The organism is Xanthomonas sp. LF06-19, from assembly GCF_034105425.1.
Taxonomy (GTDB): domain Bacteria; phylum Pseudomonadota; class Gammaproteobacteria; order Xanthomonadales; family Xanthomonadaceae; genus Xanthomonas_A; species Xanthomonas_A sontii.
Genome location: NZ_JAXGGH010000001.1, coordinates 360,758 through 387,420 on the forward strand (window position 1 = coordinate 360,758; position 26,663 = coordinate 387,420).

The 26,663-nt window shown below is 70.3% G+C and carries 15 protein-coding genes and 1 pseudogene; 1 reads left to right on the plus strand and 15 read right to left on the minus strand.

Annotation, left to right across the window (positions count from 1 at the left end):
* Positions 1-74 precede the first annotated feature (74 nt).
* The 12 genes and pseudogenes from SLW55_RS01550 to SLW55_RS01605 all read right to left on the minus strand — a co-directional run bounded on the left by SLW55_RS01550 (position 75) and on the right by SLW55_RS01605 (position 20,950).
* Entirely contained in the window at positions 75-2,516 is a 2,442-nt protein-coding gene (locus SLW55_RS01550; protein ID WP_320744393.1) for an ADOP family duplicated permease, read from the minus strand.
* The gene (locus tag SLW55_RS01555; protein WP_320744395.1) at positions 2,513-3,283 is read right to left on the minus strand and encodes an ABC transporter ATP-binding protein; all 771 of its coding nucleotides are present in this window, start codon (positions 3,281-3,283) and stop codon (positions 2,513-2,515) included. Before SLW55_RS01555 ends, SLW55_RS01550 begins: the two co-directional genes overlap by 4 nt.
* 21 nt (positions 3,284-3,304) lie before the next feature.
* Positions 3,305-4,555 (minus strand): efflux RND transporter periplasmic adaptor subunit, encoded by a 1,251-nt coding sequence (locus SLW55_RS01560; protein WP_267093641.1) that lies wholly within the window; start codon positions 4,553-4,555, stop codon positions 3,305-3,307.
* A gap of 147 nt (positions 4,556-4,702) precedes the next feature.
* Positions 4,703-5,644: a glycerophosphodiester phosphodiesterase family protein gene (locus tag SLW55_RS01565; RefSeq protein ID WP_267093640.1), complete on the minus strand. Its 942-nt coding sequence runs from the start codon at positions 5,642-5,644 to the stop codon at positions 4,703-4,705.
* 19 nt (positions 5,645-5,663) lie between these two features.
* Positions 5,664-8,354: a TonB-dependent receptor gene (locus SLW55_RS01570; RefSeq protein WP_295937533.1), complete on the minus strand. Its 2,691-nt coding sequence runs from the start codon at positions 8,352-8,354 to the stop codon at positions 5,664-5,666.
* Positions 8,355-8,807: 453 nt separating this feature from the next.
* Positions 8,808-9,599 (minus strand): DeoR/GlpR family DNA-binding transcription regulator, encoded by a 792-nt coding sequence (locus SLW55_RS01575; RefSeq protein WP_320744397.1) that lies wholly within the window; start codon positions 9,597-9,599, stop codon positions 8,808-8,810.
* Positions 9,596-10,255: an HAD family phosphatase gene (locus tag SLW55_RS01580; protein ID WP_193312560.1), complete on the minus strand. Its 660-nt coding sequence runs from the start codon at positions 10,253-10,255 to the stop codon at positions 9,596-9,598. Before SLW55_RS01580 ends, SLW55_RS01575 begins: the two co-directional genes overlap by 4 nt.
* 28 nt (positions 10,256-10,283) lie before the next feature.
* A complete protein-coding gene (locus tag SLW55_RS01585; protein WP_226978480.1) occupies positions 10,284-10,838 on the minus strand; it encodes a hypothetical protein in 555 nt (184 codons plus the stop codon).
* 103 nt (positions 10,839-10,941) lie between these two features.
* Positions 10,942-11,451, minus strand: a pseudogene (locus SLW55_RS01590) (MFS transporter); the annotation flags it as partial.
* 444 nt (positions 11,452-11,895) lie between these two features.
* Positions 11,896-16,785, minus strand: coding sequence for an alpha-2-macroglobulin (locus SLW55_RS01595; RefSeq protein ID WP_320744633.1), 4,890 nt, complete (start codon positions 16,783-16,785; stop codon positions 11,896-11,898).
* A gap of 879 nt (positions 16,786-17,664) precedes the next feature.
* Positions 17,665-18,654: a nucleoside hydrolase gene (locus tag SLW55_RS01600; protein WP_320744634.1), complete on the minus strand. Its 990-nt coding sequence runs from the start codon at positions 18,652-18,654 to the stop codon at positions 17,665-17,667.
* Between the two features lie 76 nt (positions 18,655-18,730).
* The gene (locus SLW55_RS01605) at positions 18,731-20,950 is read right to left on the minus strand and encodes a TonB-dependent receptor (RefSeq protein WP_152181532.1); all 2,220 of its coding nucleotides are present in this window, start codon (positions 20,948-20,950) and stop codon (positions 18,731-18,733) included.
* A gap of 636 nt (positions 20,951-21,586) precedes the next feature.
* Here SLW55_RS01605 and SLW55_RS01610 point away from each other — a divergent pair.
* Positions 21,587-22,117 carry a hypothetical protein gene (locus SLW55_RS01610; protein ID WP_152181531.1) on the plus strand — a complete coding sequence of 177 codons (531 nt, stop codon included), beginning with the start codon at positions 21,587-21,589 and terminating at the stop codon, positions 22,115-22,117.
* Positions 22,118-22,176: 59 nt separating this feature from the next.
* Here the strand turns inward: SLW55_RS01610 and prpF are convergent, their stop codons facing one another.
* From prpF to acnD, 3 genes are read right to left on the minus strand one after another with little or no spacing between them, the layout of a single operon-like run.
* Positions 22,177-23,370, minus strand: a complete 1,194-nt coding sequence (gene prpF, locus SLW55_RS01615) for a 2-methylaconitate cis-trans isomerase PrpF (protein ID WP_152181530.1) — start codon at positions 23,368-23,370, stop codon at positions 22,177-22,179.
* Positions 23,371-23,408: 38 nt separating this feature from the next.
* Positions 23,409-23,912, minus strand: coding sequence for an SRPBCC family protein (locus SLW55_RS01620; RefSeq protein ID WP_017910829.1), 504 nt, complete (start codon positions 23,910-23,912; stop codon positions 23,409-23,411).
* 30 nt (positions 23,913-23,942) lie between these two features.
* A complete protein-coding gene (gene acnD / locus SLW55_RS01625) occupies positions 23,943-26,558 on the minus strand; it encodes a Fe/S-dependent 2-methylisocitrate dehydratase AcnD (protein WP_320744401.1) in 2,616 nt (871 codons plus the stop codon).
* Positions 26,559-26,663: the final 105 nt, after the last annotated feature.

Sequence of the window (26,663 nt, forward strand, 5' to 3'; positions counted from 1 at the left end):
GTCTAGCGGCCGGGCGTGGCGGACAGGCGCCACGGCGCCTGTCGTGGCGTACCCGCATCGGAACGCAAAGCGCATCATTCGGCGCGCAAGGCCTGCATCGGCGGCACCCGCGCCGCGCGCCGTGCCGGCGCCAGCGCGGCGAGCAGGCCGGCCGCGGCCAGCACCAACAGCACCGCGCCGATCGCCAGCGGGTCGGCCACGCGCACCTCGAACAAATACCGCTGCAGCAGCCGCGACAGCGCCATCGCCACGCCCAGGCCCAGCAGCAGGCCCACCCCGATCTGCACGCCGGCCTCGCCCAGCACCTGCCGCCGCAGCCGCGCCGGCGGTGCGCCGAGCGCGGCGCGCACGCCGAACTCATGCTGGCGCGCGGCCACCGCCACCGCCATCACCGCATACAGGCCGACCGCCGCCAGCAACAAGGCCAGCCCCGCGAACAGGCCGACCAGCAGCAGGTTGAGCTTCTGTTCGCCGGTGGTGCTGGCGACCAGCGCCTGCATCGGCTGCAGATCGGCGATCGGTTGCTGCGGCGCCACTTCGTCGATCGCCGCGCGCAGCGCGCGCTCGTCGGCACCCAGTGCGCCGGCCCGCAGATGCACCGCATAGGTCAGCGCACCGAAGCCGCGGAGGATCTGCCACATCGGCTCGCTCATCTGTGCCAGCGGCTGGTACACGGTCGGCTCCGGTGGCTCGGCCGGGCTGGTGTGGCGCACGTCGCCGACCACGCCGACCACCCGCATCGACACGCGCTGGTCGCCGCCGTCGTCGGGCAAGCTGACGATCTTGCCGAGCGCCTGCCCGTGCAGGTAACGCGCAGCGAAGCTGGCGCTGACCACGCAGACCCGCTCGCCTCCGGCCACATCGCTGTCGGCGATCCCGCGCCCGGCCAGCAAGGGAATGCGGAAGACCTCCAGGAACTGCGGCGTGGCCAACCGGTACTGGCTGTCGACGGACGGCGCGCCATCGATCTCCACGCTCCAGCTCAACCGCGTCGCCGTCGGCGGATTGGTCGACACCCCCACGCGGTCGATGCCAGGCACCTGCTGCAAGCGCGCGACGATGCGCCGGGTCTGCTCCACCGCATCGGCCGCGGTGATGTAGCGCTCCTTCACCGGCGCCAGGGTGAACACCACCGCCGAGCGGCTCTCGAAGCCCATCGGCACCTCCGCCAGCTTCTGCAAGGTGCGGGTGAACAGGGCCGCGCCGATCAGCAGCACCACGGCGATGGCCACCTGCGCGATCACCAGGACACGGCCGAGGCGGCCGGCCTGCAGGCTCCAGCCGCCGCGCCCACCGCCAGCCAGTTCAGTCACCAGATTGCGGCGGCGGCCGCGGACGATGCCCAGCGCTGCGGCCAACAGCGCCGTCGCACCGCCGGCGAGCAGCGCGAACAGCACGCTGGCGCCGCTCAGATGCGGCGCCTCGCCGCGCATCCACATCAGCGGCACCCAGCCGCCGAGCAGGCGCAGCCCCAGCCAGGCCAGCACCAGGCCGGCCAGGCTGCCGAGCGCGCCGATCAGCAGGCCTTCGGCCAATGCCGGCAGGCTCAAGCGCAGCCACGAGGCGCCCAGCGCGGCACGCACCGCGCTGTCGTGGCTGCGCCCGAGCGCGCGCAACAACATCAGGCTGGTCAGGTTGATCGCGGCGATCAACAGCACGCAGGCGGCCGCGGCGAAGAACAGCCACAGGGTGTTGCCGCTGTTGGCGGCGTACAGGCTGTCCTGCAGCGGCAGCGCGTTGGGCGGCCGTCGCTGCAGCGACGCCCACCACGACGCGTCCATGTGCGGGCTGTTGCGCAACAAGGCCTGGAGCGTCGTCGCGGTCTGCGCGGACGCCGCGGCCACGCTGATGCCGGGCCGCAACCGCGCCACCACGATCTCGTTGGTGGACAGGTTGGTCGCGGCCAGGTCCGGCTGCATGTTGCGGATCAGGTCGAACGGCTCGGCCCAGGGGAAGGCCGCCGGCAGCACGCCGACGATCTGCACCGGCTTGCCTTCCACCTGCAGGTTGCGTCCCACCGCGGACGGGTCGCCATCGAAATAGCGCTGCCAGAAACGATGGCTGAGGATCACCGCCTGCGGCCCGCCGGGCCGGCTTTCCTCGTCGTTGAAGTTGCGCCCGGCCGCCATCGGCAGGCCGAGCGTGCGCAGGAAGCCGGCATCGGCACTGATCGACGCGACCACCTCGCTGGCAGCGCCGCGGGCGACGTTGGCCGGCACCGGGAACCCGCGCGCGATGCCCACCGACTGCAGGCTCGACATGCGCCGCAACACCGGGTAATAGCCGGGTGCGGCGACATTGCGGCCAGGGTCGCTGGACAGGCCGAGGGTGACCAGCCGCTCCGGCTGCGGGAACGGCAGCGGCTTCAGCAAGGCCTGGTCGAGCAGCGCGAACACCGCGGTGGTGGTGGCCACGCCCAGCGCCAGGGTGAGCACCGCCAGCAGCAGATAGCCCGGCTTGCGCGCGAGCGTGCGCCAGGATTGCCGCATCTCGGTCCACTGCAGGGCGGCGCTCATCGTGCCTGCCCCGCGGCGCGTGCCGGCAGCGCCACGTCCTGTTCGTGGCGCAACCGCTCGAAGGTGTCCTCGTCGACGATGCGGCCGTCGAGCATGTGCACGATGCGCTGCGCGCGCCGCGCGAACGCCGGATCATGGGTGACCATGCACAAGGTGGTGCCGTGGTCGTGCAGTTGTTCGAGCAACTGCATCACCGCCTCGCCGTTGCGGCTGTCCAGGTTGCCGGTGGGCTCGTCGGCGAGCAGGATCGCCGGGTTGCCGGCCAGCGCGCGCGCCACCGCCACGCGCTGCTGCTGGCCGCCGGACAACTGCCCCGGATAGTGCTTGTGGCGATGCTGCATGCCGACCAGCTCCAGCACCTCGCGCACGCGCTGGCGGATCTGGCCGCGCTGGGCGCCCTCGCGGTAGGTCAGCGGCAGCGCCACGTTCTCTTCCACGGTGAGGTCGGCGATCAGGTTGAAGGCCTGGAAGATGAAGCCGATCTCGGCGTTGCGGATGCGTGCGCGGCCGACCGTGTCCAGTTCGGCGACGCTGCGGCCATTGAGCCGGTAGGTGCCGCCGCTGGGCGCATCGAGCAGGCCCAGGATCGACAGCAGGGTCGACTTGCCGCAGCCGGACGGGCCGGTGATGGCGACGAAATCGCCAGGCGCCACGTCCAGTGCGATCTCGGCCAGGGCGTGGGTTTCCACTTCCTCGGTGTGGAAGACCTTGCTGAGCCCGTGCAGGTGGATCAGCGGCGTGGCGGATGGTGCGGGAACTGCGGTCATGCGGGATCTCTCCTGGTGAGGCTAGCGTAAGCGCAAGGTGGCGTCGGCATTCCACTGGCTGGTGTCGGACAGCACGACGCGGTCGCCGGCGCGCAGGCCGGCGCGGACTTCGATACGGTCGCTGGAGGCGGCGCCGAAGCGCACGCGGATGCGCTGCGCGGTGTCGCCGCCGTCGCGCAGCACGAACAGGCTGCCGGCGGCGTTGGGCACGGCCAGCGCCGGGCGCGGGATGCTGACCACGTCGCGCAGCGTGCCGAGCACGATGCGGCCGTCCACCGACAGGTCCGGGCGCACGCCGGGCGGCAACGGCGGCGTCAGCCGCACGTCGACCGCCACACTGCCGCTGCGCACCGCCGGATCGATCCGTGCCACCTGCCCGCCGACCACGCCGTTGTGCGTGTCCACCGCCACCGGCAGGCCTTCGATCACGTCCTTGGCCAGGAGTTCGGGCACCTGCAGACGCGCCAGCAGATCGTCCGGGCGCGCCACCCGCGCTAGCTTGGCGCCGGCCTCGACGCGTTGGCCGGGCTCCACGTCCACTTGTTGCAGGATGCCGTCGCTGCCGGCACGCACCTGCAGCGAGTCGGCCTGTTGCGTGGCGATGGCCAGCGCACTGGCGGCCTGCTCGCGCCGTGCCTGTGCCGCACGCAGTTGCGCGGCCATGTTCTGCCGGAACGCGGCGACGCGCTTGCGTTCGATATCGGCACGGCCGCGTTGCTGCGCCTCGACGATCTGGCTCTGGGTGAGATCGATCGCCGAGATCGCGCCGCCGTCGTGGCCGCGCCGGTAGGCCTTGGCCTTGATCTGCGCGATCTGCAACTCGGACTCGGCCTGCGCCTGCAGCGCCTGCTGGTCGAGCAGTTGCGAGGCCAACGCGGCGTGCAGTGCGGCCAGGTCGGCATCGGCGCCGGCCAGCGCGGCGCGTGCGCGATCCAGGCCGGCCTCCAGTTCCGGATTGACCAGTTGCAGGATCGGCGTATCGGCCAGCACGCGCGCGCCGGCCTCGACCCGTTGCTGTTGCACGGTGGCCGGGGCCCCGGCGGTGATCCAGCGGATCTGCCGCGGCACCAGCACGCCGTTGGCGCGGACCTCGCGACGCATCTCGCCGCGCGTGGCCGCATCGATCCACACTTCGCTGCGCACCACCCTTGGTGCGGCGCGGCCGCTGCCGAGCAGCGCCACGCCCAGGACGATCGCCACGGCAGCGGCTGCCACCAGCCAGCGGCGGCGGTGGCGCCAGAACGAACGGTTCGGTGATTTCGCGATATCCATGCCTGCTGTACAGCAGGCTGCATGCCAATCGGCGAACCGCGCTAACCCATTGAATCCGTTGCGCCGCGACCGCGGCGCGCGCGGTCGCGGCGTCCGCAAGCGGTCGCGCAGCGACCGATTACGGACAGTTGAACGGCCATGCGCCGGTCAGGGCTTTTCCAGCGACGCGCGATAGCGCAGCAGCGCTTCCGGCTCATCGGTCTGGAAGGCGCCGATGCCGGCGCGATACAGCCGCCCCCACACCGCCTCCGGATCGCGCACCGCATCGGCATCGCCGCCGACATCGGCGACGAAGCCTTCCCACAGCGTATTGACCAGTAGCCGCACGTGCCGCTGCTTGGCCAACGCCGCCACCGCCGGCAACTGGGCCAGGCGCATCCGCGGCAGTTCGATCGCCACCGGCCGCACCTTGCCGTCGGTCTGGGTGCGCACGGTCTGCACCAGGTCGTCGGTGCCCGGCGGGTTGAGCAGCACCGGGGTGAAGTTGATCCGGTCGAACGGCGGCATCGACGCCAGATCCTGGCTGGCGACGCCGACTTCGGTCTTCACCACCACCTGCCGCTCCATGCCGGCGCGGCGCACCGCCTCGACCACCTCGGCGTAGATGGGTGCCTTGACGTCGAGGTTGAGCATGATCCGGCCCTTGGCCGCGGCCAGCATCTGCTGCAGGGTCAGCGGATGCTGGTCGGTGAGCGGCGCGTCGGCGCCGCCCTCGTCGTCGCGCAGGCGCAACCGCGACAGTTGCGGCCAGGTCAGTTCGGCGACCTTGCCGGTGCCGTCGGTGGTGCGGTCGACGGTGGCGTCATGGAACATCACCAGGGTGCCATCGCCGGCGCGGCGGATGTCGGTTTCGAGCATGTCCACGCCCAGCGTCACGCAGCGTTCCAGGCCCAGCAGCGAATTCTCCGGCGCATGCCCGGCGAAGCCATGCGCCGGCGCGGGATTGTGGCAGCCGCGGTGGGCGACGACGAAGATGCCGCCATCGGGTGCGGCCAGGCGCGCCTGGATCGGGGCGATGGCGGCGATGGCCGGGGCCGTCGCGGTCAGCAGTGCGGCAATGATCGCGCCGCGCGAGAAAAGCAGGTTCATGGAAGGTCTCCGGCAACGGTCACAGCGACGGGGTGAAGCGCAGGCCGAGCCAGTAGGTGGTCGGCATCGAATAACTGTCCTTCAGCAGGTTCTCGCCGGGGCCGGTGAAGCTGGTGAGGCGGCTGTGGGTGACATTGCTGATCTGGCCGACCACGCTGAGCTGCTTGCTCACCGCCCAGGTCGCCGACAGGTCCAGCTGCGAACGCGGCGCCCAGTACAGATCCTGCCAGGCGATGTTGCTGACAATGGCGCGCAGCGCCTTGCCCTGGCGGTTGTAGGCCGCACGCAGTTCGACGCCGCCGACGGTGTAGAACAGCGAGGCGTTGGCGGTGTAGTCCGGCTGCCCGACCAGGCGATCGACGGTGCGCTGGCTCTGCACCAGGTTGGGCGCGCTGCCGCTGGTGAACGGCACGTCCATGCCGCCATCGAGCAGCGCCAGGTTGGCGCTGGCGCCCAGGCCGGACAGCGCCGGCACACCCGGGAACAAGGTGTTGAACACTGCGCTCAATTCCAGGCCGCGCACGTGCGCCTTGGCGGCGTTGGCCGGGGTGCTGATCAGCACGTTGGAATAGGTGGTGCCGTTGAAGCTGAACTGGTCGGTGCGCGAGAGGGTGAAGATCTCGTCCTGGATGCGCTTGTCGAACAGCGCCGCGGCGAGCATGCCGTCGAAATCGTCGGGCAGGCGCCATTCCAGCGACAGGTCCAGGTTGGTGGACACGCGCGGCTTGATGTCGGGATTGCCGATGGTGACGGTCACGCCCTGGGCGTTGGGATTGCCCATGTCGCTGCTGTTGACGAAGCCGATCGAAGTGCGCGCGGCATAGGCGTCGTAGGGCGGACGGCCGAGCGTGCGGCTGGCGCCGGCGCGCAGGTCGAGGCGGTCGTTGACGTGGTAGGTCATCACCGCCGACGGCAGCACCTTGGCGTAGCGCGACTCGGTGGGCGCATCGACGTAGACGTAGCTGCCGGTGGCCGCGTCCAGTTGCCGCTGGCGGCCGACCGTGGACTGGTCGGTATGGTCGTAGTGCAGGCCGGCCTCCACATCGAAATCGTCGGCGCGATAGCCGACCAGGCCGTAGGCACCGAAGATCTCCTCGCGATGGCTGAAGTTGTCCTGGTTGCTGAAGGCGCTCTGGTCGGTGCGGTTGAACGCGCTCAACGGCGTGGCGCCCAGCACCTGGTTGGCCTTGTCCGGATCGATCGCGATCAGGTTCAGGCCCAGGTAGCGCATCGGCGCATTGGACGGCGCCAGCACGTCGGCGATCTTCAGCGGCGGCGCGCTGCGGTTGGGCTGGTATTCGACGCGGTAGATATCGAAACCGGGTTCGTCTCGGGTGTAGCTCAGGCCGCCGCCGAAGCCGAAACCGCGGTCCATCTCGCCACGGTTGAAGGCGTAGTCCAGGCGCCCGGTGAGCACCTTGTCGCGCGCATTGCGCTGGTAGTCCGGACGCCAGTACAGCAGGCTGTAGTTGTCGTAGTTGTAGTACGCCTGCGCCGCCATCGGGAAACGCTGGTTGAGCGCGGATGTGTCGTAGTTGAAGCCATAGGCCGCCGTCGGCACCACGGTGACGCCGGCGCCGGTCTGCCCGGTGGGCACCGCCGCCGGGCGCTGCGCGCCGGTGACGTACTTGATCATCTTGATCGGTTCGGCATAGGTGGCATCGGACCAGGACGCGCGCGCCGACAGCACCTGACGGTCGTCCGGACGCCACTCGAAGCCGGTCTGGCCGAGCTTGGTGCGGGTGGTGGTGATCTGGTTGGAGTAGCCCACTTCCACGTCGCCGACCGGGTAGGTGCCGCTGGTGGCGGTCTGGTTGTAGACGCGGTTGCGGTTGCGCGGATCGAGGATGACCTCGTTGCGCTCCATGTTGTCGCGGAAATAGTAGTAGCCGGCCATGGCGTAGGCCTGGAGGGATTCGCTCAACCGCGCCTCGAACTTGCCGGTGAGGCCGTAGCGGTCGCGCTTGTCCATCACGTACCAGTACTTGTCCTGCTGCGGCACGGCCCAGCCGTTGCCCAGGTTGGTGCCGCTCTGCAGTACGCCGCTGTTGTCGTAGAACCCGTAGTGCACCGTGTCGGTGGTCATGTGGGTTTCGGTGTAGCTGCTCAGCGTCTGGTAGTTGCCGGACAGGGTCAGGCCGTACTGCCCTTCGCTGCCGAAAGTGCGGCTGCCGGTGGCGAGCAGGCGGTAGCCCGGGTCGTCCTGGTCGCGCGGCTTGCCGACGTCGTTGGCATGGCCCAGCGAGGCCTCGGCGGTGAAGAACGGCTTGCCGCCGTTCTCGAACGCGCTGCGGGTCTTGAGGTTGATCGCACCGCCGGTGGCGTTCGGGTCCAGGTCCGGAGTGAAGGTCTTGATGACCTGCAGTTCGCTGACCATCGAGGCCGGCAGGATGTCCAGGCGCACGCCGCGGGTGATCGAGCCGAGCGTGCCGTTGGGCGTGCCCGGCGAGGCCACGGTCAGGCCGTCGATGGTGACGTTGTTGTAGGACGGGCCGAGGCCGCGCAGCACCGGAGTGGCGGCTTCGTCGCGCGGATGTTCGTTGTCGGTGGCCGGCAGCACCGACAGGCCGGGGATGCGGCGCAGCGCCTCGACGATGGTGGTGTCCGGCAGCGCACGCACGTCGGTGGAGCTGACCACGTCGGTGATGTTGGTGGCCGCGCGCTTGCTCTCGATCGCGGCGGCATTGGCCTTGCGCACGCCGGTGACCATCACGCTGGACAGCGTGGTGGTGCCGTCGGCGCTGGCGGCGGCGTTGGGCGTGGTGTCGGGCGTGGCGTCGCCGACGGCCGGTGCGGTGGCGGCCGCGACGGCGCTGGCGTCGGCAGCGAGCGTCGCCGTGGTGGACGCGGCGTCCTGCGCGAGCGCGGCCTGGCAGCTGGCGGCGAGCGCGCAGACGATCAGCGCGCGGCGCCGATGGGTGAGTGGTTGCATGGCGATGTCCCCTGGTTGACCGAATTAAGTAACTTAAAGTTCGTTATTTAATCCCAGGGATATGACGCTGCGATGGCGGCGTGAGGAAAGCGCGAAGACACGGCGTCCCGGCCCGGCCTGACTTGGCGTCGGGCAGCAGATCACTCGCGATGGCATAGCTGTGCGGACGCCGCGCCCTTGCCGCGTTCGATGCCGTCGTGTGCTCTGCAGCGGCCGCCCGGCCGCCGTCCCTCAGTCGGCGTCCGCAGGCGCAGCGCGATGCACCTGCACCGCCTGCGCGGCGAACGCGGCAAGCACACCATCCGGGGTGTCGTGCTCCACCACCAGCCGGTCGATCGCCTCCACGCCGACCACGCGGTGCGCGGCCAGGGTGCCGAGCTTGTCGCTGGTCACCACCGCCACGGTCTCGGCGCTGGCCTCGACCATCGCCCGCTTGAACAGGCTTTCCTCATCGTCCACGCCCCACAGGCCGCGCTCGGGGTCGATCGCGCAGGCGCCGGGGAAGCACAGGTCGGCGCGCAGTTGCCGCAGTTGCTGCAGCGCCTGGGCACCGACGGCCGCGCCGCTGCGCGGGTCCAGTCGCCCGCCGATCAGCAGGATCTCGATGCCCTCGCGACGCAGCAGGATCTGCGCGATGTCCGGCGCATTGGTGACCACGCTCAACCCCTGCCGCGCCGGCAGCGCAGAGGCGATGGCGCTGTTGGTGGAGCCGGCATCGATCAACAGCCGCTGCCCGGGCTTGACCAGCGCCACCGCGGCCAGCGCCAGTGCGCACTTGCGCTCGGCATGCTCGGCCTGGCGCTGCGGCAGCGGCGCGAAGGTCGGCGTGGGCAGCAGCGCGCCGCCGTAGACACGCCGGCACAGCCCCTGCGCGGCGAGTTCGCGCAGGTCGCGGCGGATCGAATCCTCGGACACCGCGAAGCGCTCGGCCAGTTCCGCGGCCACCACCCGGCCGTGCTCGCGCAGGCGCTGCAGGATCGCATGCTGCCGCTCCTGCGGCAGCGTGTCGCGCTCGCCGCTCATGGCGCCGCGGCGTCGGTGCGCGGCGGCAGCAGGCCCAGTGCGACCAACTCCTCGCGCAGCGCGGCGGCGTCGCGGAACTGCAGCGCGTGCATGCCGGTGGCGGCCGCGGCGTGCACGTTGCGCGGCGCGTCGTCGATGAACACCGCCCGCGCCGGGTCGATCGCGTAGCGTTCGCACAGCAGCGCGAAGATCGCCGGGTCCGGCTTGACCAGGCGCTCCTCGCCAGACACCAGCACGCCTTCGAACCACTGCAGGAACGGATAGCGTTCGCGCGCGATCGGGAAGGTCTCGTGCGACCAGTTGGTCAACGCGTACAGCCGCACGCCCTGCCCGCGCAGCTCGTCCAGCACCGCCACCGTGGCGTCCAGCGCGCCGCCCAGCATCTCCGGCCAGCGCGCGTGGTAGGCGGCGATCATCGGCGCATGCGCCGGATGCAGCGCACTCAGTTCCGCCACCGCCTCCTGCCACGGCCGCCCGGCGTCCTGGCGCTCGTTCCACTGCGGGCTGCACACCTCGCGCAGGAAGGCTTCCATCGCCGCCTCCTCGTCGAACAGTTGGCGGTACAGATGGCGCGGGTTCCAGTCGATCAGGACGCCGCCGAGATCGAACACCACGGTGTCCAGGCGAGGCGAGGCGGAGGGATCGGACGACGGCATGGCAAGCTCCAACGGACGGAAGTGGGGATCAGCGACGGACCAGGCGCGCGCCGGCGGCGACCAGCAGCAACAGCGTCGCCACCGCGGCCAGCGCCAGCGGCAGGCCGATGGCGTGGGCCAGGAACCCGATCAACGCCGGCCCGGCGAGCAGGCCGGTATACCCGAGCGTGGTCAAGGTCGCCAGCGCCAGCGCGGGCGAGGTGCCGGGCATGCGCCCGGCGGCGCCGAACATCACCGGCACCAGGTTGGACGCGCCCAGGCCGACCAGCACGCAGCCGAGCAGGCCGCTGCCCGGCAAGGTGCCGAGGCTGGCCAGCGCCAACCCGGCGGCGGCCAGCACCGCGCCGAGGGCGACGGTGCGCACCGGCCCCAGCCAGGCCACCAGGCGGTCGCCGCCGAGCCGGCCCAGCGCCATCGCCACCGAGAACGCGGCATAGCCCATGCCCGCCGCGCTGGGTGCCAGGCCGTGATGCTCGCGCAGCAGCACCGCGCTCCAGTCGAGCATGGCGCCCTCGGCCAGCAGGCAGACGAAGCACAGCGCACCCAGCAGCAGCACCGGCCCCTGCGGCAGGCGCAGCGGCACCGCTTTCGCTGGTGGACGCCGCGTGCCGCAGCAAGCCGCCGCGCTGCCACAGCAGCACGCCCAGCAGCAGCACGGCGACCAGCACGGCGCCGGCCAACAGCGGCAGGCCGGCACCGAGCAAGGCGCTCATGCCGGCCGCGCCGATCAGCCCGCCGACGCTGAACAGGCCATGGAAGCCGGACATCGCCGCCTTCTGCAGGCGCCGCTCCACCTCCACCGCATGCGCGTTCATCGAGACGTCGAGCGCGCCCAGCGCCGCGCTGAAATACAGCAGCGCCGCCACCAGCAGCGGCACGCTGGGCGCCAGCGCCAACGCCGGCAATGCCAGGCACAGCGCCAGCGCGCTGGCGACGATGACCGTGCGCGCGCCCAGGCGGTGGCTGAGCAGCCCGCCCAGCGGCATCGCCAGCACCGAGCCGGCGCCGAAGGCCAGCAGCACCATGCCCAGCCGCGCGTCGTCCAGCGCGAAGCGCGCCTTGACGTAGGGGACCATCGGCGCCCAGGCGGCCATGGCCATGCCCGACAGCAGGAACATGCCGCGGGTGGCGGCGACGGCGCGGGAGACGGTGGGCGCGGGGGTTGGTGCGGAAGCTGGAGGTGAGGCGGGCGGCATGCGGGGAACCTGCGATCGAATGCGAGCCCAGCTTAGACGAACGCGCTAAATCGTGCAAAAACGTGCATCAATCGACGTCGGCGTGCTGCGGCGGTCATTCGGTCTCTGAGCAGCGGCCGGCGCGATTCCGCCTGGGAGTCAGCACTGTGGCGACGCATGCGCTGCCCGCAACGACGACAGGACCCTGCTGGGTCCTGTGTTAGGTGCGAAGTGTGGGAGGCGTGGGCGGCGCGATGGGTACGGCGGTCTCTGGGCGCCACCCTCACCCCTGCCCTCTTGGGGAGGTTGAGCGCGGCGGCTTCTGGTGCATTTCTGGCCGCCGTACCCTCACCCCCGACCCCTCTCCCGGAGGGAGAGGGGAGGTTGGCGCGGCGGTTTCTGGTGCATCTCTGGCCGCCGTACTCTCACCCCCGCCCCTCTCCCGGGGGGAGAGGGGAGGTTGGATCACGGCTGCACGACGTTGATCGTGCCGGGGTTGCTGCGCCCCACCCCGCGCAGGTCGGGGCGGTACATGTCCTCGACCAGCGACGGCGGCACCGTGTAGGTGCCCGGGGTCACCGCGCGCACCAGGTAGAACACCTGCGCCTTGCTGCCCGCCGACAGGCTCAGCGCGGCCACGTAGCGGTCGTCGCGGAACTCCTCGTGCTTGACGTCGGCGGCGTTGGAGCGGTCGCTGATCTCGATGCCGTCCACCACCACGTCGGCCCACTGCTTGGCGTCGCCCAGGTTGAAGTTCTCGATCTCCAGGCCGGCCGGCAGCAGGTCGGTCAGCAGCGCGTCGGGCATGCTGGTGTCGGAGGTGATGGTGACGCGCACGATCAGCGCCTCGCCTTCCTTCAACGGCTGCGGCGTCCACGGCTTGCCGTCGGTGCCGTAGAAGCTGCGCTCCACCTTCAGCGTGCTGTCGTCGGCCGCCGGCGGGGTGCGCGGCACGCCGGCGATTTCCAGGCTGGCGTACAGCGGCGGCTGGCCCTGCGGCACGAAGTGCACGCCGCGCGCCAGCTCGGCCTCGCCGAACTGGCGGCCGAAGGCCTTGGCCGGGGCGATCGCCTCGCTGCTGTCGCCGATGCTCAACTGCCCGGACACCTGCGCGGTCTGGCTGTTGAGCAAGGCCTTGCCCATGCGCGCCAGCGCCACCTGCTCCTGCGTGCTCAGCCACAGCCAGCCACCGCGGCGGCGCGCGTCCAGCTCGCGGCCCAGCGCCATCACCCGCGCGTCGTACTCGGGCTTGGCCAGGCCACGCTCGTGCAGCAGCGCGATCATCAGCGCGTCGTCGCGGACCACGCTGCCGTAGTCGCCGAAGTAGCGCGGCCGGTCGGCGCTGTCCTTGGCGAAACCGGCGGCGATCGCCGCTTCGCCGCGCTTCTTGTCGCCCTGCAGCGACAGCGCCACGCCCAGGTGCACCAGCGACAGGCCGGTCAGCGCCTTGCTGCGGTCGTTGTCGTACAGCGCGCGCAGCGTGCCCAGCGGCGCGCGGTTGACCCGCGCCAGCACGTAGCCGGACCAGGCCTGGTTGGCGAACTTCAGGTTCTCGCGGCGGTCCTGGCCGTAGAAGTTGTTGCCGCCGGACAGCAGGTCCTCGCTGAGCCGGTTCAACGCCTTCTGCAGCACGTTGTCGGGCACCGCGAAACCGGCGTCCTTGGCGTCGAGCAGGAACTCGGCGATGTACGGGGTCAGCCCCGGATTGACGTAGCCGTCGTCGCCCCACATCGAGAAGTGACCGCTGGACACCTGCATCGAGGCCAGCCGCCCGAACGCACCTTCCATGCGCGCGCGGCGCGTGGCCGCATCCAGGCCCTTGACCCCGAGCAGGCGCGCGGTGGCGTCGTCGAGCAGCAGCGCGGCGTAGCCCTTGCTGGTGGTCTGCTCGGCGCAGCCGTAGGGGTATTCCAGCGCGCCCTGCAGGGCGCTGGCGAATGGAATCGGCGGCAAGGCGCTGACCAGCATGCGCGCGTTGACCGAGCCGGCCATCAGGCCTTCGGCATCGCTGGCGCCCAGCGTCACCGGCGCCAGCGTGTCCAGCACGCGGGTCTGCGTGCGCAGCACCGACGGCCACGCCGCGCGCACCGGCAGGTCGTAGCGGCGGTCGGCGGCATAGCCATTGCCTTCCACCCGCACCCGCACCTTGGCCACCGTGTAGCCCTCCTGCGCCACCAGCGGGAAGCTCAGCGTGGCCTTGCCGTCCTTGCCCAGCTTGGCGCTGCGTGCGTTGTCGGCGATCGCCAGCGGGCCTTCGCCGTCCACGCGCACCTTGAACTCGCCCGGCTGGCCGGTGAAGTTCTGCACGTCCAGGGTCACCGTGCTGCGGTCGCCCGGCGCCATCACCCGCGGCATGCTGGCCTCGGCCACGATCGGCGCGCGCACCAGGGTCTCCACGTCGCGGTTGCCGTAGCGCTCGTCCGAATAGACCAGCGCCGACACGCGCAGGGTGCCGTTGAAGTCCGGCACCGGCAGTTGCACGCGGGCGTTGCCCTTGGCGTCCAGTTGCACCGGACCGGAGAACAGGTCCACTGTCTGCACCCGCGCGGTCGGCCGCTTGGCCTGCGGCAATGCCGCCAGCGCCATGTCGCCGCCGAAGCGCAGCTTGCCGGTGCCGCCCTCGAAGCTCTCGATGACCCGGCCGTAGATGTCGTACGCATCCACGCCCAGGCGCCGCTGCGCGAAGAACTGCGCATTGGCGTCGGGCACCGGGAAGCGGGTGATGTTGAGGATGCCCACGTCCACTGCGGAGATGGTCACGTGCGCCTGCTTGCCGGCCAGTTCCGGCACGCTCACCGTCACCGGCAGCGGCTGCTCCGGACGCATCTGCTTGGGCGCGACCAGGCCCACCGCCACGCGCCGGGCCTTGCGGTCCATCGGCACGTAGGCCACGCCGACCGCGCGCGCCGGGGTGATCTTGCTCGGTGCCGAGCCGCCGCGGAACACCAGCGCGGTGACGTAGACGTCGTGGCGCTCCCAGTCCTTGGTCACCGGGATCTCAAACGTGCTGCCCGGCTTCACGTCGATGTCCTGCACGTACAGCATGCGGTCGCTCTCGACCATCAGCAGGCCGGGGCCGGCGTGCGGCGGGGTCAGAGTGACCTTGAGCGTGTCGCCGGCCTTGTAGCCGGTCTTGTCCAGCGCCAGCTTGACCTTGTCCGGACGCGCATCGAGGCCGCGGTTGTCGTCGTTCCAGCTCCAGCCCGCATGGAACGGATAGCGCGTGGTCAGGCCGGTGGCCGGGTCGAACACGTCCACCCGGTACTCGCCCCACTCCACCGGGAAATCGAACTTGGCGGCGCTGGCGCCGGCATCGACGGTGAGCGTCTGCTTGTTCTCGAAGCGACGGGTGAAGTCGTAGTCCCAGCGGTTGTCGGCGAACGCCCAGTGGTAGTCGCGCAGCTCGCGCACCAGGGTCACCTTCAGCCCCTTGGCCGGCTGCGGCTTGCCCTGCGCATCCACCCGCATCAGCTCGAAGCGCGCGTTGGCGTTGGCGTCGGCACCGTCCTTGTCGTCGAACAGCGGGCGCACGCCGACCAGCGCCGGCGCCGGCCACAGCACGCGCTTGAGCGTGCGGGTGACGGTGCGGCCGCCGGTCTCGTACACGCTGGCCGAGACCAGCGCGGCGATGGTGCTGGTCGGCTTGGCCTCGTCGGGCAGCGCCAGGTCCTCGCTGAGCTTGCCGTCGGCGCCGAACTCGGTATCGACCACGTCCTTGGCTTCGCGCGGCAACTGCAGGGTCGGGTCGCCGAAGAAGTAGCCCGGCAACGCCTCCACCGGATGCTGCTCGACCGCCACCGCCAGCTTGGCGGTGAAGCGGTTGCCCGCCGCCGGCGCGCCGTACAGGTAGGCGGCGGTGGCCTGCAGCTTGAACGGCTCGCCCGGCTTGAGCGTCTTCTGCGCGCTGTCCAGGTCCAGCTTCATGCGCTCGGGCAGGAACTCCTCGATGCGCAGCGTCATGCCCTGCACCGCTTCCTTGCTGGTCGGGTCGGTGCGGAACTCCACCTGCCAGCGCCCGGTCGGCGCATCGGCGGGGATCAGTTGCTCGAAACTGAAGTAGCCCTGCTCGCCCGGCTGCAGCCGGGTCTCGCGGAAGATCTTGCCGTCGGGCTGCTTGAGCCGCAGGAACACCGGCTGCGCGCCCTTGCCGGTGGTCGGCACCGGCTTGCCGTCGTTGTCGCGCAGCAGCGCCGACACCCGCACGGTCTCGCCGGGGCGGTACAGGTCGCGGCCGGACCAGGCGAACACGTCGAACCAGGCGTTCTCGCGCCCGGCCACCGCGAACTCGCTCAGGTCCAGCGCCGGCTGGTTGAACGGCAGCATCGACAGGTCGGTGCCGCTGCGCGCCACCAGCACCTGGCCGGCGTCGAGCGTGTAGTTCAGCAGCGCGTTGCCGTTGTCGTCGGTCTGGCCCTTGAGGAACAGCTCGCCGTCGGCGCCGAGCACGCGCAGCTCCACCTTCTTCAGCGGCTCGCCGCTCTGCAGCGAGGCGGTGTGCACGAACAGCTTGTCCTTGTAGGCGCGCGCGTGCAGGCCGATGTCGCTGACGGTGAAGAAGGCGGTGTCGTATTCGTTGTCGAACTTGCCGGGGCGGCGCAGCACCGCGAAGTACAGGCCCGGCGCCTGCAGTTCCTTGATCTCCTGGATCGGCAGGTAGGTCAGCGCGCGCTCGTTCTTGTCGCCACCGAGCACGAAGCGGTTGACGTAGACCGAGTCGGCCATCTGCGAGATCGGGGTGTGCTCGCCGTAGTCGCTGTCCAGCTCCCAGGTACCGCGGCGGCCGCCGCGCTGGTACTGGGCGAAGAACGTCGGCAGCGCGCCCTCCTTGACCCGCATGAACTCCACGTCCACTTCCGGCACGTTGAGCGAGACCACCGGCAGCCCGCGGCTCTTGCGCGCCGGCAGCACGCTGCCCTGCGAGGCGAAGCCGACCGCCGGGGTCAGCTCGCCGGTGTAGACCTTCTGCTTGAGCGGCTTGCCCAGGCGGCTGCCGTCGGCGGCCAGCAGGTCGGCCGAGATCACCACGGTGTAGTCCTTGGCCGCCTCCACGTAGGGATAGCGCAGGGTCTTGCCGTCGTCGGACAGCGACCAGGCGCTCTCGTCGGTGCCGACCTTCTCCTCGAAGCGCAGCAGCTTGTCGAAATCCTGGGTGCCGACCAGCGGCCGCGAGAACTCCAGCGCCAGCGACAGCCCGTCGCTCTTCTGGTCGGGATAGGCGCGGACCAGGCCGAAGCCCTTCATCGCTTCCTTCTGCCCCTTCACCGGCTCGCCGCTGGCCTCGGGCAGCTGCCCGGATTCGTTGCGCTTGCAGCCGCCCAGCGCCAACGCCAGGCCCAGCAGCAAGAACGTTCCCATCAACCCTGCGCGCAGGCCCGCCCAGCGCCGCTTCGAATCCGTGTGCATGCGTTCGCTCCGTGAATGTGGCGCGAGTATAAAGCGCCGGCGCGACGGCTGGAGAGGCGAAGGTGCGCCATCCGTCGGCGTGTGCGCGGCAGGCCACCGTCGGCGCGGAAGCACGTACCGCAACCGCGCCACCGGCCGCCGTGGAGCCCCCCCAGCTCTACATGGCTTCGGGCCATCGGCCGCGACAGGTAGCCCCGGGAACACCCGTCGCGGCCGAAGCCGCTCTTACCCTGAGTACCCGCGCACCTTCGCTCGAGGTCATGTGGGAGGGACTTCGGTCCCGGCGCGGCGGCAGTGGAGGCGCCGATGGCTCCACTCGTCGGGACTGAAGTCCCTCCCACGGCGCGAGCCTCTTGTGGGAGGGACTTCAGTCCCGACTGCAGCGCAACGGATCAGCCACTGGCTCCGCTTGTCGCGATGAAGCTGCTTCCACAGCGGGCAATCCCATGCGCCATGCCGACCCCCACAGCACCGAGGGCACGAGCCTCTTGTGGGAGAGACTTCAGTCCCGACTGCAGTGCAACGGATCGGCCAGTGGCTGCGCTTGTCGCGATGAAGCTGCTTCCACAGCGGGCAATCCCATGCGCCATGCCGACACCCACAGCACCGGCGGCGCGAGCCTCTTGTGGGAGGGACTTCAGTCCCGACTGCAGCGCAACGGATCGGCCAGTGGCTGCGCTTGTCGCGATGAAGCTGCTTCCACAGCGGGCAATCCCATGCGCCATGCCGACATCCACAGCACCGACGGCACGAGACCTCTTGTGGGAGGGACTTCAGTTCCGACTGCAGTGCAACGGATCGGCCCACTGCCCCGCTTGTCGCGACCACACGTCAGCGCAGCAGCCGCTGCATGTACAGCGCGATCAGCCGCGGCCGGTCCAGCGCCAGGCAGACCTGCGCATTGGCCGCAGCCCCCGGCGCGTCCGCCGTCGGCGTCTCGCGGGTATAACCCTTGTCGTCGACCACGATGCGCAGCGGCACGGTGGGGCACAGGCCGGGATCCAGCAACTGCGCCACCGGCACCACGTCGAACAGGGTCGGGGTGGCGCTGGCCCAGGGCTGGTCGGTGTCGCGCCACTGGTAGTAGAGCTGTGCCAGCGCGTCGGTCAGCGGTTCGCCATGGGCGAACAGCGCCACCCGCTCCGGCTCCTCCAGGGTCACCTGGGTGGCGTCCAGCGGCAGCATCACGATCGGCACGCCGGCGCCGAACACGCGCCGCGCAGCGGGGATGTCGGCGGCGATGTTGTACTCGGCCGCCGGCGGACTCGGCGGGCGGTAGCGCGACTTGCCGTAGCCCACGCGCACCGAGCCGCCCATCAGCACCACCTGCTTGAGTTGCGCGAAACCGGCCGGGTCGCGCTGCTGCGCGCGCGCCGCGTCGGTCAGCGGGCCGAGCACCAGCAGAGTGACCTCGCCGGGATGCCGCCGCGCCTGGTCCAGGATGAACTGCGCCGCATCCGGCGCCTTGCGCGGCAGCGTACCCTTGGCTGCCCAGCGCGCTTGGCTGAAGGGAATCGTGCTGTCGGTGCGCTGGCCGATCGCCAGCGGAATCTCGCTGCGGCCGGCCTGCTGCAGCAGCCGCTGCAGCAGTTGTGCGCGCAGGCCGGTGTCGCCCCAGGCCGAAGCGATGCCCAGCACCTGCAGCTCCGGGCTGCGCAACAGTAGTGCCAGCGCGAATGCATCGTCGATGTCGTCGCCGACGTCGGTGGACACCACCACCTTCTGCACCGGTGCGCTCGTCGTTGGCGCTGGCGCCGCCACCGCATCGGCCGCCCAGGTGGCCGCGATCAGCAGCGCCGACGCCGCCCATTGCTTCAGCACGCGCATGCGCGTCTCCCAAAAAAAGAACCGCCGGCATGATAGCCGGCGGTCGGTGTTGCGACGGCGAGGCCGCGAATCAGAAGTTGGCGCGGAACTGTGCGCCGACGATGCGCGGATCGTTGATGAAGCCGGTGAGGTTGTTGAAGTCGATCGCACCGGTGGCGCGGATCTGGTTGGTGCAGTTGCGGCAGAACACCGAGACTTCGTACGCGCCGGCGCCCCAGTTGTAGCCGATCTTGGCACCGCCCTCGAGCAGCGGCTGGCCGACGAACTCGCGCGAGTCGTATAGGAAGAAGTTGATCTCGCTGCGGTAGGACCAATCGGTGAAGAAGAAGAACTCGGCGTCGTCGCCGACCGGGATGCCGTAGCGCAGGGTCGCGTTGCCCATCCACTTGGCCGCCTGCGGCAGCACGTTGCCGTCGATCAGCGCGCGGCCGGAGGCATTGATCGGATCGGTCACGGTGCAGGTGCGGCACACGCCCACCGACAGGGTCGGGTCCTCGATGCGGGTCCAGTTGTAGGCGCCGCCCAGGGTCATGCGCAGGTTCTGGGTCAGCAGCGCTTCGAAGTCGAACTCGGCGCCGCGCGCCTTGGAGGCCTTGGCGTTGAGCAGGCGCACGTCGTTGGAGGCGCCGCCGACCGCGGTCAGCTGCTGGTTCTTCACCTTGAAGTCGTAGACGTCGAAGCTCAGGCGCGCACGCTTGTCGAACAGGTCGGACTTGATGCCGATCTCGTAGGAGTCCACGGTCTCCGGCGCGGCCACGGTCAGCGGCGCGGTGGCCGACGGCACGCCGAAGCTGGCGCCGCGGAAACCGCGGGCGGCGCGCCCGTAGACGTTGACGTTGTCGTTGATGGTGTAAGTGGCGCTGAGGTCGCCGGTGACCTTGGAATTGTCGGTGCTGCCGCTGGAGGGCTGCTGCAGGGTCACGCGGTCCAGCGCGAGCACGTCGAAGGTCTTCTTGTCGTAGGTGTAGCGGATGCCGGCGCGCAGGTTCAGGCGCTCGGTGGCCGCGTAGTTCAGCGAGCCGAACGCCGCCCACGAGGTGTTGCGCTGGCGGGTCAACTGGTAGCTGGACAGGGTGCCGCCGGCCAGGGTGTTGTAGGTGTAGTTCTCGCCTTCCACCGAATCGTTGAAGTAGTACAGGCCGGCCTGCCAGTTCAGCGGCCCGGCGTACTGCGACTCGGCGCGCAGCTCCTGCGAATACTGGTCCAGGTTCTTGATGCCGCCGGCGGTCTCCACCGGGAACGCGATCACCCCGGGGCCGGACGGCGGCGCGAACACCGCGCCGTAGCCGCCGTCGATGTCGCCGCGGCTGTAGTACTTGCCGATGCCCTCGTAGCCGGTGATCGAGTGCAGCACGATGTCGCCCAGGTCCCAGGTCAGGTTGGCGCTGCCGCCGTAAGTCTGCAGTTCCTGGGTGTTCTTGCCGTCGATGGACACCTTGTCCGGGTCGAAGCCGGCGACCAGCTGGTTGGTGCCCGGCTGGAAGATGTTGGCGCGGAACAGCCGCGCGGTGCCGTCGAGGTGGCGCGCATGCGCGTTGAACAGCGCGCTGAAGTCCTCGCCCGGCTGGAACAGCACCTGCAGGCGCACCGCCGAGTCCATGTAGCCTTCGAAGGAGCGATTGTCGATGGTGTTGTCGACCCAGTCGCCGCGGCGCTGGCCCAGCGCCGACAGGCGCGCGGCCCACTTGTCGCCCATCGCCACGCTCAGGCCGGTTTCCATGGTCATGGTGCCGTAGGTGCCGTAGGACAGGCTGGCGTAGCCGTCGTTGGCGCCGATGGTCGGCTTGACCGAGTTGAACTTGACCACGCCGGCGGGGGTGTTGCGGCCGAACAGCGTGCCCTGCGGACCGCGCAGCACTTCCAGGCTCTGCAGGTCGAAGATCGGGAAGCCCTTCAGGAACGCGTTCTCGGCGACCACGTCGTCATAGATCAGCGACACCGGCTGCGAGGCGTAGGTGTTGAAGTCGGTGTTGCCGTAGCCGCGGATGTAGAAGCGCGGGAACACGCGGCCGTTGGACGACTCGACGTTGAGGCTGGGCGCCTTGCCGGCCAGCACGCGCACGTCCGAGCCGCTGGTGGCGATGGCGTCCAGGTATTCCGGGCGCAGCACGCTGGCCGACACCGGCACGTCCTTGGAGTCCTCGGCGCGGCGCTCGGCGGTGACCTTGATCGTGTCCAGACGGGCGACCCCGTCGGTGCTGTCCGCCTGCTGGGCGGCGGCGGGGAACGAAAGCGCGGAAACGACGGCAACGGCAAGCGCACTGGCGCGCAGCGACCAACTGGCAGACATGGGAACTCCGGGATGGGTGGGCGTAATCGGGAGCGCGCCGAGTCCTTGCCGCGCCGCAGCATAATTAACACAAAATATACAACCTGCGGCGGCCGGCGTCACCTGGGGAGGCGGGGATTTGGGATTGGGGAGTCGGGATTGGCAAAAGCGGGGCGGTTGCGGTGGCTGCTCGCCTGCCGGCCCGGGCCGGCTTCCCTTCTCGGATGGCCGCAGCCGCTTTTGGTCGCGTCGGGACTGAAGTCCCTCCCACAAGGGCATGCACAGCGCGCAGTCGCAGTCGCCGGTGACGACGGCGGCGGCGGCGGCGGCGGCGGAGCATGGAACCGCGAGATGCCTTGTGGGGGGGACTTCAGTCCCGACGCGCGAAGTCCTCAGGCTCCAGACCGCGTTGGCGCACGGGTGGCACCAACCCGCCGCGACGATGCTCGATCCATGGCACGCCACTTTCCCAAAAGCCCACGCCAAACCGCACGTTCGTCGCCCTCGGCCGAAAGGCAAGCAGCGCAGACGGCCATCCCGCTGCCGCAAGTCCACCCGGGCCGCACGAAATCGCATCGCATACCGCGCGCCGCTTCACATAGCGACCGCTACTGACGTCTGAAGAGCGCGCATCCGCGCTGCCCTGGAGAGACCCCGATGTTCACACCCCGATCCCTGTCCCTCGTCGCCGCGTTCTGCGCGACGCTGCTCACCTGTTCCGCTCAGGCCAAGACCTGCACCGCGGTCGACAACATCGTGGCCAGCACCGCGTCGGACACCGCCAATCGCGACGCTGGCGGTACTGGCGGGCATGTCGGCCTGCACATGCAGAACGCCACGACGCCGCTGCCGCCCAGCGGCGCGCAGAGTCAGCTCGGAAAATCGGCGTTCGCCAACTGGGCGACGTTCCAGGGCGCCTTCAACAACTGGGCAGCGGCCAAGACCGGCAAGCACGTCGACTGCGGCACCGGTGGCGGCGCGAAAGACATCGTCGATGCGGCCAGTGTCGGCATCACTGCGGGATGGGCCTGCACCTCCGCGGACGGGGACGGCATCTGCACCAACTGGCGCAAGTTCAGGCCGGTCAAGGTCTGCTTCTGGTACGCCAACTCTCCAGGCGCGAAAGGCACGGCGGGCAAGTGGCTGCTCAACACGGCCTACCCGTCGCTCAACGCGGACTGCAGTTGAGCGGTCCCGCCAGCGTTGGCAGCGCCGTGCGGAGCTGTGCCTGCGCACGGCCTGCCAGCTCAGCCCGCCGGCGTCTCCGGCACCCGCACCCAGCCTTCCATCAGCACGCGCGCGCTGCGGCTCATCAAGGCCTTGGTGACGGTCCACTGGCCGTCCACCTGGCGCGCCTCGGCGCCGACCCGCAAGGTGCCCGAGGGGTGACCGAAGCGCACCGCGGTGCGTTCGCCGCCGCCGGCGGCGCGGTTGACCAGGGTGCCGGGGATCGCCGCGGCGGTGCCGATCGCCACCGCCGCGGTGCCCATCATCGCGTGGTGCAGCTTGCCCATCGACATCGCCCGCACCAGCAGGTCGATGTCGGCGGCCGCCACCGGCTTGCCGCTGGAGGCGATGTAGTCGGCCGGCGGCGCGACGAAGGCGACCTTGGGCGTGTGCTGGCGCGTCGTCGCGTCGTCCAGCGTGGCGATCAGGCCCATGCGCAGCGCGCCGTACGCGCGGATGGTTTCGAAACGCTGCAGTGCCTTCGCATCGCTGTTGATCGGGTCCTGCAGCTCGGTGCCCTGGTAACCCAGCGCCTGCGCCTCGAGGAAGATGGTGGGAATGCCGGCGTTGATCAGGGTCGCCTGGAACGTGCCGACACCCGGCACCTCCAGCGTGTCGACCAGGTTGCCGGTGGGGAACATGGCGCCGCCGGCGCCGTCCTCGTCGGCGGCCGGGTCGAGGAATTCCAGCGCGATCTCCGCCGCCGGGAAGGTCACCCCGTCCAGCTCGAAATCGCCGGTTTCCTGCACTGCGCCGTCGGTCATCGGCACCTGCGCGACGATGGTCTTGCCGATGTTGGCCTGCCAGATCCGCACCGTGGCCACGCCATCGCGCGGAATCCGCGCCGGATCCACCAGCCCGGCGGCGATCGCGAACGGCCCCACCGCCGCCGACAGGTTGCCGCAGTTGCCGCTCCAGTCCACGAACGCGCGCTCGATCGCCACCTGGCCGAACAGATAGTCCACGTCGTGGTCCGGGCGCGTGCTCGGCGCCACGATCACGGTCTTGCTGGTGCTGGAGGTGGCCCCGCCCATGCCGTCGATCTGCTTGGCGTAGGGATCGGGGCTGCCGATCACCCGCTGCAGCAGCGCGTCGCGCGCCGGGCCCGGCGTCTGCGCCGCCGCGGGCAGGTCCTGCAGGCGGAAGAACACGCCCTTGGAGGTGCCGCCGCGCATGTAGGTGGCGGGGATGCGGAGTTGCGGAGCGTGGGCCATGGCGGTTCCGGGTGCGTACGAAAAGAAGAGACAGCGGATCAGGGCGAATCGGGAATCTCGGGCTCGACCAGTTGCGTCAGCAGGGTCAGCGACTCCTGCCAGCCGAGGTGGCAGAACTCCACCGGGATCTGCGGCGGGATGCCCTCCTGCACGATCTCCAGCGCGGTGCCGCAGGCCACCGGCCGCAGCCGCACGGTCACGATCATCTCGCCGGGCAGGTCCGGGTTGTCGAAGCGGTCGGTGTGACGGATCAGCTGGCCGGGCACCAGTTCCAGATAGGTGCCGCCGAAAGCGCTGCTGGTGCCGGTGCCGAGGTTGGTGAAGCTCATCCGGTAGCTGCCGCCCACCCGCGCGTCCAGCGCATGCACGGTGGCGACGAAGCCGTGCGGCGGCAGCCATTTGACCAGCGCCGCCGGTTCCAGGAAGGCGCGGTAGACGCGCTCGGCCGGCGCGCGCAGCACGCGATGCAGGTGGACGGTCCCGGTGGTGGCGGCGGACGTGGTCATGGCGGTCTCCTCGGCGGTAGCGGGCGCGGCCAGCATGGCACGCGCCCGATGACAGCGGCAGCCGGCTCAGGCGCTGCGGGCGTCCTCGAGGAAATCCTGGGCGAAGCGCTGCAGCACGCCGCCGGCCTCGTAGATGGACACTTCCTCGTTGCTGTCCAGGCGGCACAGCACCGGCACCTCCACCACGCCGCCGTCCTTGCGGACGATGCGCAGGGTCAGCGTGGCGCCCGGCGTGCGCGCGCCGACCACGTCGAAGGTCTCGCTGCCGTCGATGCCCAGGGTCGTGCGCGTGGTGCCCGGCAGGAACTGCAGCGGCAGCACGCCCATGCCGATCAGGTTGGTGCGGTGGATGCGCTCGAAGCCCTCGGCCACGATCGCCTCGACCCCGGCCAGGCGCACGCCCTTGGCCGCCCAGTCGCGCGAGGAGCCCTGGCCGTAGTCGGCGCCGGCGATCACGATCAGCGGCTGCTTGCGCGCCATGTAGGTCTCGATCGCCTCCCACATGCGCAGCACCTGCCCGTCCGGCTCCAGCCGGGTCAGCGAGCCCTGCTGCACCTTGCCATCGACCACCGCCATTTCGTTGATCAGCTTCGGGTTGGCGAAAGTGGCGCGCTGCGCGGTGAGGTGGTCGCCGCGATGGGTGGCGTAGGAATTGAAGTCCTCCTCCGGCAAGCCCATGTGCGCCAGGTATTCGCCGGCGGCGCTGTCGGCCAGGATCGCGTTGGACGGCGACAGGTGGTCGGTGGTGATGTTGTCGCCGAGCACCGCCAGCGCGCGCATGCCGCGCAGCGTGCGTTCGCCGGCCAGCGCGCCTTCCCAGTACGGCGGGCGGCGGATGTAGGTGCTGCGCGGGCGCCAGGCGTACAGCGGCGCCACCGGCGCGCCCTGCTCCACGCGCACGTTGAACATCGGCGCATAGACGCGGCGGAACTGCTCCGGCTTCACCGCGGCGCGCACCGCCGCATCGATCTCGGCGTCGCTGGGCCAGATGTCCTTCAGCCGCACCTGGCGGCCGTCGGCGTCGGTGCCCAGCACGTCCTTCTCGATGTCGAAGCGCACCGTGCCGGCGATGGCGTAGGCGATCACCAGCGGCGGCGAGGCCAGGAACGCCTGCTTGGCGTAGGGATGGATGCGCCCGTCGAAGTTGCGGTTGCCCGACAGCACCGCGGTGGCGTACAGGTCGCGCTCCACGATCTCCTGCTGGATGCGCGGATCCAGCGCGCCGCTCATGCCGTTGCAGGTGGTGCAGGCGAAGGCGACGATGCCGAAGCCCAACGCCTCCAGGTCCGGCAGCAGGCCGGCCTCTTCCAGGTACAGCTGCACCGCCTTGGAACCGGGCGCCAGCGAGGTCTTCACCCATGGCTTGCGGGCCAGGCCGCGTGCGCGCGCATTGCGCGCCAGCAGGCCGGCGGCGATGACGTTGCGCGGGTTGGAGGTGTTGGTGCAACTGGTGATGGCGGCGATGATCACCGCACCGTCGGGCATGCGCCCCTGCGCCTGCTCGGCCTGGCCGGCGGCCAGCTTGGTGGCGTCGGCGATGCCGCGCGCGGCCAGTTCAGTGGTCGCCACGCGCTTGTGCGGATTGCTGGGGCCGGCCATGTTGCGCACCACCTGCGACAGGTCGAAGCGCAGCACGCGCTCGTACTGCGCGGTGGCCAGCGCATCGGCCCACAGCCCAGTGGTGCGCGCGTACTGTTCCACCAGCGCCACCTGCGCTTCCTCGCGCCCGGTCAGGCGCAGGTAGTCCAGGGTCTGCTGGTCGATGTAGAACATCGCCGCGGTGGCGCCGTATTCCGGGCACATGTTGGATATGGTGGCGCGGTCGCCGATGGTCAGCGCGGCGGCACCTTCGCCGAAGAATTCCAGGTACGCGCCGACCACGCGCTCCTGGCGCAGGAACTCGGTCAACGCCAGCACCACGTCGGTGGCGGTGATGCCGGGCTGCGGCCGGCCGCTCAGCTCGACGCCGACGATGTCCGGCAGGCGCATCCACGAGGCCCGGCCTAGCATCACGCTCTCCGCTTCCAGCCCGCCGACGCCGATCGCGATCACCCCCAGCGCATCCACGTGCGGGGTGTGGCTGTCGGTGCCCACGCAGGTATCGGGAAACGCGACGCCGTCGTGCACGTAGATCACCGGCGACATCTTCTCCAGGTTGATCTGGTGCATGATGCCGTTGCCCGGCGGGATCACGTCCACGTTGCGGAACGCGCGCTTGCTCCAGTCGATGAAGTGGAAGCGGTCCTCGTTGCGGCGATCCTCGATCGCGCGGTTCTTGGCGAAGGCCTGCGGATCGTCGCCGCCGCACTCCACCGCCAGCGAGTGATCGACGATCAACTGCACCGGCACCACCGGATTGACCTTGGCCGGGTCGCCGCCCTGCTCGGCGATGGCATCGCGCAGCCCGGCCAGGTCGACCAGCGCGGTCTGGCCGAGGATGTCGTGGCATACCACCCGCGCCGGAAACCACGGGAAATCCAGGTCGCGGCGGCGCTCGATCAACTGCAGCAAGGCGTCGTGCAGCAGGTCCGGATCGCAGCGGCGCACCAGGTTCTCGGCGAACACCCGCGACACATAGGGCAGGCCGGCATAGGCGCCCGGGCTGATCGCATCGACTGCGGCCTGCGCATCGAAGTAGTCCAACGCGGTGCCGGGAATGGATTTACGGTAGTGGCTGTTCATGGCTGGCTACAGTAGAAAAAACGAAGACAGGACCCCTTCTCCCTTCGGGACCTTGGCCCCCTTCTTGGGGGAAGGTGCCCCGAAGGGGCGGATGAGGGTACGGGG

Coding starts and splice junctions, on each gene's coding strand:
- SLW55_RS01610 (WP_152181531.1), top strand. CDS start 21,587: ATGTTCACACCCCGATCCCTGTCCCTCGTCGCCGCGTTCTGCGCGACG.
- SLW55_RS01605 (WP_152181532.1), bottom strand. CDS start 20,950: ATGTCTGCCAGTTGGTCGCTGCGCGCCAGTGCGCTTGCCGTTGCCGTC.
- SLW55_RS01570 (WP_295937533.1), bottom strand. CDS start 8,354: ATGGTCACCGGCGTGCGCAAGGCCAATGCCGCCGCGATCGAGAGCAAG.
- SLW55_RS01560 (WP_267093641.1), bottom strand. CDS start 4,555: ATGGATATCGCGAAATCACCGAACCGTTCGTTCTGGCGCCACCGCCGC.
- SLW55_RS01620 (WP_017910829.1), bottom strand. CDS start 23,912: ATGCTGGCCGCGCCCGCTACCGCCGAGGAGACCGCCATGACCACGTCC.
- prpF (WP_152181530.1), bottom strand. CDS start 23,370: ATGGCCCACGCTCCGCAACTCCGCATCCCCGCCACCTACATGCGCGGC.
- SLW55_RS01580 (WP_193312560.1), bottom strand. CDS start 10,255: ATGCCGTCGTCCGATCCCTCCGCCTCGCCTCGCCTGGACACCGTGGTG.
- SLW55_RS01555 (WP_320744395.1), bottom strand. CDS start 3,283: ATGACCGCAGTTCCCGCACCATCCGCCACGCCGCTGATCCACCTGCAC.
- SLW55_RS01565 (WP_267093640.1), bottom strand. CDS start 5,644: ATGAACCTGCTTTTCTCGCGCGGCGCGATCATTGCCGCACTGCTGACC.
- SLW55_RS01595 (WP_320744633.1), bottom strand. CDS start 16,785: ATGGGAACGTTCTTGCTGCTGGGCCTGGCGTTGGCGCTGGGCGGCTGC.
- acnD (WP_320744401.1), bottom strand. CDS start 26,558: ATGAACAGCCACTACCGTAAATCCATTCCCGGCACCGCGTTGGACTAC.
- SLW55_RS01550 (WP_320744393.1), bottom strand. CDS start 2,516: ATGAGCGCCGCCCTGCAGTGGACCGAGATGCGGCAATCCTGGCGCACG.
- SLW55_RS01575 (WP_320744397.1), bottom strand. CDS start 9,599: ATGAGCGGCGAGCGCGACACGCTGCCGCAGGAGCGGCAGCATGCGATC.